Raw genomic sequence first — 8217 nt, 5'->3', positions numbered from 1 at the left:
AGAATAATGTTACCAATAAGACCGAAGCCGAAACCTCTTTTTATTTCGCCAGCCAACCAGCCAGCAATACCACCAATAACGATTGAATACAATAGTCCTTCCATGTTTTTTTTGTTAAGAGAGTTTGAAATATTATAAAAAAAAATTAAGTTAATGCAATTCTGCTACTATCTGCATGACAAAGTTTTTCAATCAAGATTCTACTACACGTATCGTTTACTCTACAAATGAAATATAAAATTAAGAAGTTTCCAAATTCACCCAATAATTCCATTCAAAGCCATCACTCCTACCAAGCCAGAAACTGATACGAGCGTTTCCATAACTGACCAAGTTTTGAGTGTATCAATCATTGACAATTGAAAATATTCTCGAAAAAGCCAAAAACCTGCATCATTTACGTGCGAAAACATCATGCTTCCTGCACCAATACTCAAAACCATCAAATGCGGCTCAGTATGTGTTGCAATAAGCAAAGGTGCCATAAAACCTGCTGTAGTTATGCCCGACACCGTTGAAGAACCAACAGCAACTCTTATAATTGCTGCCATTCCCCAACCTAAAACCAAAGGATGAAGCGTAGAATTCTGCATCATATCTGCAATAGATTGGCTAACGCCACCATCAGTCAAAACTTGTTTTAATGCTCCTGCTCCACCAAAAATCAAAAAAAGCATAGCTACATCTTTAATCGAATCGCCCAAAAGTGAAGTAATTTCGGGCATACTTCGATGCTGTTTTATTCCAAGCAAATAAATTGCTACTAAAACCGAAATAAACATGCTTACAACGGGGTCGCCAATGAAGTTGAGACTTTCACGTAAAAATGAACCTTCGGCAAGAAATGATGCCAAAATAGTAGCAAAACTTATCAGAAAAATTGGGAGCAGAACCGAAAACAAACTGTTGAAAGTCGAAGGCATTTGGTCTTCCGAAAGTTCGGGAGCAATAAATGCTTTGTTTGGTAATGTTGTATATTTTTTTAGAGTCGCTCCAAACAATGCTCCAGAAACTAAAATTGCAGGAATTGCCACAATTATTCCATATAGAAGTGTTAATCCAATATCAACATTAAACTGCTTGACAATTGCCAAAGGTGCAGGATGCGGCGGCAAATAACCTTGCGTAACCGAAAGCGATGCCAACATCGGCAAGCCAATATAAACCGCCGGAACTTTATAACGATAAGCAACCGTAATAACCAAAGGAGCAAGCAGCATAAAACCAACTGAGTAAAACAAGGGTAAACCAACGATAAAACCCGTAATCATAAACGCCCAACGAATATGGCTTGTGCCAATGATTTGCATCATTATGGTCGAGATTCGCTGTGCTGCACCACTTTGTGCAACCAATTTTCCGAGCATTGCTCCCAAAGCAATAATTGCTACAATTGAGCCAAGTGTACTACCTGTTCCTTGTTGAATGGCTTTCAGAATCGCTTCTGGTTTCATATTTAAAGCCAACCCTACTCCAAAAGCAACCATCAAAAAAGCTAAAAAAGTATGAACCTTGAAGTACGAAATCAAGATAATAAGCACAACAAGACCTATAAGTGTAATAAGTAAAGGCATAAAAAGCGTTTGTAAGGTTGAATTTTATGGCAAAATACAAACATTAACCGATATTTTATTCTATGAAAAAGTATCTTCCAAAAATTTAAGTTATTTTATCCTGACATTCTGTCAGTATTGTTGTAATTTTGCAACACAATTTTCCAAATTGTGCATTTATAGCCTTTTCATAGGAAAATATTAAAAAGAAAATGGAATTAGTTACCAATTCATTAAAGATTCTCAACGAAGAAGATAAAGCAGTATTAGATTTACCTCGCATTAGCGAAGACGAAAAAAGTACGACTACACGAAAACTTTATATAGAAAGTTATGGTTGTCAAATGAATTTTGCTGATAGCGAGATTGTAGCGTCGATTATGCGAGAAAATGGTTTTACCACCACTTCAAAAATCGAAGAAGCCGAACTGATTTTGCTCAATACATGTGCTATCAGAGATAACGCCGAACAAAAAGTCAGAAATCGCTTGCAACACCTTGTTCCGATGAAAAACAAACGTAAAAATGTCAAAATAGGCATTTTGGGCTGCATGGCCGAACGTTTGAAAACCAAATTATTGGAAGAAGAAAAAATTGTTGATATGGTAGTTGGACCAGATTCGTACCGTGATTTGCCAAACCTTATCAACGAAGTAGAAGATGGACATAAGGCAGTGAACGTGTTTTTGTCGAGAGAAGAAACTTATGCCGATATAACACCAATTCGCCTTAATTCTAATGGCGTAACTGCGATGATTAGCATCATGCGTGGCTGTGATAATATGTGTAGCTTTTGTGTTGTGCCTTATACTCGTGGGCGTGAGCGTAGCCGTGACCCACATTCAATCGTAAAAGAAGCAACCGATTTATTCGTTCAAGGCTATAAAGAAGTTACGCTTTTGGGGCAAAATGTAGACAGTTATAAATGGAAATCCAGCCCTGAAACGTCAGTCGCCAAAAGCCCCGATGGGGAGACTGTAACATTTGCAAACTTGCTCGAAATGGTTGCTCAAGTAAGTCCAGATTTGAGAGTGAGATTTTCGACTTCTCACCCAAAAGATATCAATGATGAGGTGCTATATACGATAAAAAAGTACGAAAATATTTGCAACTACGTTCATCTTCCTGCACAAAGTGGTAGTAGTCGAATTTTAGAATTGATGAATCGTACTTATGACCGTGATTGGTACATAAGCAAAATTGACCGAATTCGTGAAATTTTAGGTCAGGAATGTGGTATTTCGCAAGACATGATTGCAGGTTTTTGTACCGAAACCGAAGAAGACCATCAAGCAACACTTTCGTTGATGGACTATGTGAAATATGACAACGGTTATATGTTTTCGTATTCGGAAAGACCAAATACGCCGGCCGCAAAAAAACTAAAAGATGATGTTCCAGAAGAAACAAAAAGTCGCCGTTTAGCAGAAGTAATTGCTCGTCAGCGTGAACATTCACTTGAGAGAAATATGCTTTGCGTCGGAAAAACCTATAAAGTTTTGGTAGAAGGATTTTCGAAACGCTCAAACGAACAACTTTCGGGCAAAAACGACCAAAATAAAATCGTAGTTTTCCCGAAAGAAAACTTCAGAAAAGGCGATTATGTAAATGTGTTGATAACCGAATGTTCGTCGGGAACTTTGATTGGGAAGGTAGTTTTGGGAGAATGATTAATAATGAATAACTAATTATTAACGAAAAGGCAATTGCAATAAAAATTCCCCAAACATTAATTTTTTAAGGAAATAACAGCCCTTTATGGGCGAGATGAGTAATATTAGGGATAATGACCAACAACACAGAAATACAATCAGTCAAGAATCGATTTGGCATTATCGGAAATGCACCGCCGCTAAACCATGCACTCAGTGTGGCGATTCAGGTTGCTCCTACCGATTTGACAGTCTTGATAAATGGCGAAAGTGGTAGTGGAAAAGAATCTTTTTCAAAGATAATTCATGCATTAAGCTCTCGCAAACATGGCCCTTTTATAGCTATTAACTGCGGGGCAATTCCAGAAGGGACAATAGATTCGGAGCTTTTTGGACACGTAAAAGGCTCGTTTACAGGTGCAATTGACGACCGAAAAGGTTATTTTGAAACAACCAATAGTGGTACGATTTTTTTGGATGAAATTGCAGAATTGCCCATTGGAACACAAGCCCGTTTGCTTCGAGTACTTGAAAATGGAGAATTTATACCCGTTGGTTCATCGAAAGTCAAGAAAACCGATGTGCGAGTAGTGGCAGCCACAAACGTAAATTTGTTGGAAGCTGTGGAGCGAGGGCGTTTTAGAGAAGACTTGTATTATCGTTTAAATACCGTACCGCTTTATGTGCCTGCACTTCGTGAGCGTGGTTATGATATTGAATTACTTTTTAGGAAGTTCTCGGCCGATTTTGCCGAAAAAAATCGTATTCGTCCAGTTGAATTGACCGAAAGTGCAGGTCAATTATTGATGAATTTTCGGTTTCCAGGAAATATACGCCAGCTTAAAAATATTGCCGAACAAATTACGATTTTGGAAGTAGAACGTTTAGTTTCTGCCGAAATTTTAGCAAAATACCTTCCTCGTGACCAATCGAGTGGCTTACCTGCTTTACTGAAAGGTCTTAATGGTGGAAACGATAGTAATTTTTCGGAAAGAGATTTATTATATAAGGTATTGTTTGATATGCGAAAAGACATGACTGATTTGAAAAAATTGGTACTATCGCTCTTGCAAAGTGGGCATACGGGCGGCGTTCCGCTTGGGCCAGATATTGTGCAACAACATCAAGACTTGTTCAACGGTATTCATAAAGACGACAGCGTAGCGTTGATTCCACCAACCGTATATGCACCACCTCAGCCAATTGGTTATCAAAATTACCATCAACCTGCTAATAATCAAGGGTTTATAAAAATAGACAGCTTACAAGATGACCGTTTGAATATTGAAGATATTTCGCACGAAACAGAAGACAACTCTTATTCGTTGGAGAAACAAGAAAAAGAAATGATTGCCCGAGCATTGAAAAAAAACAATTTCAAACGCAAATATGCCGCATTAGACTTGGGAATTTCAGAACGAACACTTTACCGAAAAATCAAACAATATGATATTGAAGACGAATAAATTACGAATTACGAACTATCGCAAAAATCTTTTTAATCGTTCATTCAACATTCTCTATTCGGCATTCTGCATTTGCTTTTTTTTAAGCTCTTGCAAAATTTACTCGTTCACTGGCACGACGCTTTCGAGTGATTTGAAAACTATTACGATTCAAAACTTTGTAATGAATACTGCTGGTGGACCAGCGAATTTGACTTTGAGTTTCACTGAAAAACTAAAAGAATATTATCAACGAAATACAAGTCTTAAACTAAAACCCAACGATGCTGATTTGCTTTTGGAAGGTTCGATTACAGGCTATGAATTGACACCAGTTTCGGCAACTTCGAGCGACAAAGCAGCCCTTAACCGCCTTACTATCAGGGTAGAAGTACGATTTTCAAATAGTAAAGATGAAGAACAAAATTTTGAAAAAGAATTTTCTTTTTACCAAGATTTTCCGCAAGAACAAAACCTTTCTCAAGTAGAAGGCACATTAGTTCCCAAAATCCTTGACCAAATTGTGTTGAATATATTTAATGATACAGCAGCACAATGGTAATATATTTAATGTTGAATTATTAAAATGAGTAAATTAAAAGACTAAATTTACAACCGTCTATCGTCTAACTGACTATCGACTACTATAAAACTATGCTTGATAAAAACAATTTTATTGATTTTCTGAATAATCCACTGGCATTGTCGCTCAATGACATTATGTTCATGGAAAATGCAACTAAAAAGTATCCTTATTTTCAGTTGGGTTATACACTTGTGGCGAAAGGAATTTATGCGAAAGCTCCCGAAATCGCTCAAGATGCCATTCGGAAAGCAGCTATTTATGCACTAAGTAGAAACGCTTTGCGAAAAGTTATTGAAAATGATATGGACTGGAATTCGACTTCTACTATGAGATTTATTGATTCTTTGCCCATTGAAAATAAATTTTCAGAAATTGCTATTGAAGAAGAATTAAACCGTGAGAAATTGGAAGAAGAATTAATAGAATCAATTGCTAAACCAGCATTAAGAAATATTCAGGATGAACAATTGGCATTGATTGAACAGTTTATCAAGAAAGAACCTCGAATTCAACCAATCAGGAAAAATGATGGTAGCGAAGAATTTGAAGATTTGAGCGAGCGAAGTACAACCCTCAATGGCCCTCTTTTCACAGAAAGCTATGGTAAAATCTTAGCCAGACAAGGTAGATTCGATCAGGCAATAGAAGTTTATCGTAAACTTATTGCAAAAAATCCCGAAAAAATCACTTACTTTGCGGAAAAAATAGCAGAATTACAGCGAAAGATGCTATAATTTTAGAATCCAGAAATTTAAATTTATTTCATATTGTTAATCGCAACGACCAACCGTAGCAACGGCGAATTGTTGATAATTTTAAAAAAAATGTACACTACAATTTTAGTTTTAATGATTATTGTTGCCATTTTGTTAGTTTTAGTAATTTTAATTCAAAATCCTAAAGGTGGCGGAATTTCAAATGAATTTAGCGGTGCAGGTTCACAAATGTTTGGCGTACAGCGTACTGGCGATTTGCTTGAACAACTCACTTGGGGATTTTTTGCTTTCATCATCGTAGGTTCATTGACTGCTGGCATTTTTCTTGACAAAACAGGAGCCGCAGCTATACAAGACAATGGTTTAAACGTAGAGAAATCGCAAACAGTAGCACCAAAAGCAGTTCCTGCAACTGCACCAGCAACAGGTACACCTGCTCCAGCTAACACGACACCTGTTGTGCCAGCACCAAAAAAATAAATTTTAAAGAAATTACAAAAATAATGTAAAAGGTGAAGAGGTTTATACTTCTTCACCTTTTGTGTTTATCTCCTTACTTTTTCATTAAAATCACTGCATTTTTCAATATTAAATAACTATAATTCTCCTTTTTGCATTTAGACTTTCAGATATTTTCAAATGTTTTGTTAAAAAAAATATTAGGATTATATAAAACTTTATTTTTAACTTTGGTATCATTAATCATTCCCCAAAGAAAAGTACCATCAACAAAAATTTGTTAGTAAGTAACTAAAATCCATTATTCAACACTTAATTTCATTTGAAAGGTCGTTTAATTTGAAACAAATAATTAACATCCTAACTTTTGCTTCTCTATAAATATCCCGTTCTATTGATTCGTAATTAATAGATACTTCTAATGCTGTTTTATAATATTGAGGTATTTATTTTACATTTCAATAGTCTATACTTAAATAAGAGTGAAACTATAAAATCGGTACAATCTATGAAATCAGACCTTTACACTAACTCACGACGTGATTTTATTCAAAAACTCGCCCTTAGCTCAGCAATTTTAGCCTTTTTTCCACAAATTTCATTTGGAAAATCAAACCAAAAAGGCTTGAAAATTGGTATTATGGAAGTTATTTCTGGTAAAACTCAAGCTTTTGACCATTTACTATCGTCACAAAAACTGGCATATCTGTCTGAAATAAAAACTTGTCATAATATTGATATTCTTTATATTTCAAACTTCAATGATCAAAGCCTTGAAACTATCAAAGAAGCCTCCAATAATAACATCTTTGTGATGATAGAACGACCTAAAAAAGGTTCGTTTTCAGAAAATAAAGCAATAAATATTTGTCAAAATGCAGGAGTAATGTTAGCAATTGTTGAAGATGCTATGTTTGATAAGAAAAATCAAAAAGTTTTCAACAAAACTGACCTATACGAATCAGCATTTACTACGAACAACAATCTTCAACGCTCCTTAGATTTTATTAAATTATTGGATTTGTTTACAGAAAAAAATAATTTTCGCATTTACCAATCTATAGTGCAATCCTCTTCAAATTTATAGATAAAAATACGTGATAGTAAAAACAGGTATTTTTACTCTTTATAATTTGGGTGCTATGATTTACTTTTGCCGAATATTTTTCATAAAACCTCCCTACCTTATGATAATAGCAAAATAACCCTTCATTACAGTTGATAATTTTATAAATAGTAAGAATTAAAACCTTAAAAACTATTGTAGCTATGGCAGAACCATTTTTATCAGAAATTAGAATTATGTCTTTTGTTTTTGCCCCAAAAGGTTGGGCATTATGCGACGGACAATTTTTGCCAATCAATCAAAACCAAGCCTTGTTTTCTTTATTAGGTACAACCTTTGGAGGTAATGGACAAACTACTTTTGCATTACCAGACAATCGAGGAAGAACGCCGATTCATGTTGGTAATGGGCATACACTTGGTGAGCGTAGCGGTGAGCAGGCTCATACGCTGTCAGTTGGCGAAATGCCGACGCATAACCACGCTGTAAGTGCTGTACAAAGTGGAGGAGTAGCAGGCAATACCACAATTGCCACGGGCGGAGCTTTGGCATCAAGTACGCCCAACAATATTTATAGTTCAGCTATATCGAATTTGGTTTCATTAAATACTGGCACTGTTACCAGTGTTGGTGGAAGTCAAGCTCATCTCAATATGCAGCCCTATCTTACACTAAACTTTTGTATTGCCTTACAAGGAATTTTTCCTTCGCAAAACTAATTTATTCAACATCTAAATTAT

General features: G+C 35.7%; 8 protein-coding genes. 7 read left to right on the top strand and 1 reads right to left on the bottom strand.

Annotation, left to right across the window (positions count from 1 at the left end):
• Positions 1 to 257: 257 nt before the first annotated feature.
• A complete protein-coding gene (locus ACH2CJ_RS13800; RefSeq protein WP_394993488.1) occupies positions 258 to 1574 on the bottom strand; it encodes a gluconate:H+ symporter in 1317 nt (438 codons plus the stop codon).
• 191 nt (positions 1575 to 1765) lie between these two features.
• On the opposite strand from ACH2CJ_RS13800, the gene miaB reads away from it, so the two are divergent.
• The 7 genes from miaB to ACH2CJ_RS13765 all read left to right on the top strand — a co-directional run bounded on the left by miaB (position 1766) and on the right by ACH2CJ_RS13765 (position 8196).
• Complete coding sequence (gene miaB, locus ACH2CJ_RS13795; RefSeq protein WP_394993487.1) at positions 1766 to 3223, top strand: tRNA (N6-isopentenyl adenosine(37)-C2)-methylthiotransferase MiaB; 1458 nt, start codon at positions 1766 to 1768, stop codon at positions 3221 to 3223.
• A 116-nt stretch (positions 3224 to 3339) separates the two neighbouring features.
• Positions 3340 to 4671, top strand: coding sequence for a sigma 54-interacting transcriptional regulator (locus ACH2CJ_RS13790; protein WP_394993485.1), 1332 nt, complete (start codon positions 3340 to 3342; stop codon positions 4669 to 4671).
• Entirely contained in the window at positions 4652 to 5212 is a 561-nt protein-coding gene (locus ACH2CJ_RS13785) for an LptE family protein (protein ID WP_394993484.1), read from the top strand. Before ACH2CJ_RS13790 ends, ACH2CJ_RS13785 begins: the two co-directional genes overlap by 20 nt.
• A gap of 92 nt (positions 5213 to 5304) precedes the next feature.
• A complete protein-coding gene (locus tag ACH2CJ_RS13780) occupies positions 5305 to 5970 on the top strand; it encodes a tetratricopeptide repeat protein (RefSeq protein ID WP_394993483.1) in 666 nt (221 codons plus the stop codon).
• Between the two features lie 90 nt (positions 5971 to 6060).
• Positions 6061 to 6432, top strand: a complete 372-nt coding sequence (gene secG / locus ACH2CJ_RS13775; RefSeq protein ID WP_394993481.1) for a preprotein translocase subunit SecG — start codon at positions 6061 to 6063, stop codon at positions 6430 to 6432.
• Between the two features lie 487 nt (positions 6433 to 6919).
• Positions 6920 to 7498, top strand: a complete 579-nt coding sequence (locus ACH2CJ_RS13770; RefSeq protein ID WP_394993480.1) for a hypothetical protein — start codon at positions 6920 to 6922, stop codon at positions 7496 to 7498.
• A gap of 182 nt (positions 7499 to 7680) precedes the next feature.
• Complete coding sequence (locus ACH2CJ_RS13765; RefSeq protein WP_394993479.1) at positions 7681 to 8196, top strand: phage tail protein; 516 nt, start codon at positions 7681 to 7683, stop codon at positions 8194 to 8196.
• Positions 8197 to 8217 lie beyond the last annotated feature (21 nt).

This window comes from Emticicia sp., assembly GCF_043780375.1.
Lineage (GTDB): Bacteria > Bacteroidota > Bacteroidia > Cytophagales > Spirosomataceae > Emticicia.
Note: the sequence above shows the minus strand (reverse complement) of the source record. Positions and strands in the feature narration are given on the sequence as shown.

Bases quoted from the DNA above. Each gene is read 5' to 3' on its own strand.
- ACH2CJ_RS13800 (WP_394993488.1), bottom strand. From the start codon at position 1,574: ATGCCTTTACTTATTACACTTATAGGTCTTGTTGTGCTTATTATCTTG.
- miaB (WP_394993487.1), top strand. From the start codon at position 1,766: ATGGAATTAGTTACCAATTCATTAAAGATTCTCAACGAAGAAGATAAA.
- ACH2CJ_RS13790 (WP_394993485.1), top strand. From the start codon at position 3,340: ATGACCAACAACACAGAAATACAATCAGTCAAGAATCGATTTGGCATT.
- ACH2CJ_RS13785 (WP_394993484.1), top strand. From the start codon at position 4,652: ATGATATTGAAGACGAATAAATTACGAATTACGAACTATCGCAAAAAT.
- ACH2CJ_RS13780 (WP_394993483.1), top strand. From the start codon at position 5,305: ATGCTTGATAAAAACAATTTTATTGATTTTCTGAATAATCCACTGGCA.
- secG (WP_394993481.1), top strand. From the start codon at position 6,061: ATGTACACTACAATTTTAGTTTTAATGATTATTGTTGCCATTTTGTTA.
- ACH2CJ_RS13770 (WP_394993480.1), top strand. From the start codon at position 6,920: ATGAAATCAGACCTTTACACTAACTCACGACGTGATTTTATTCAAAAA.
- ACH2CJ_RS13765 (WP_394993479.1), top strand. From the start codon at position 7,681: ATGGCAGAACCATTTTTATCAGAAATTAGAATTATGTCTTTTGTTTTT.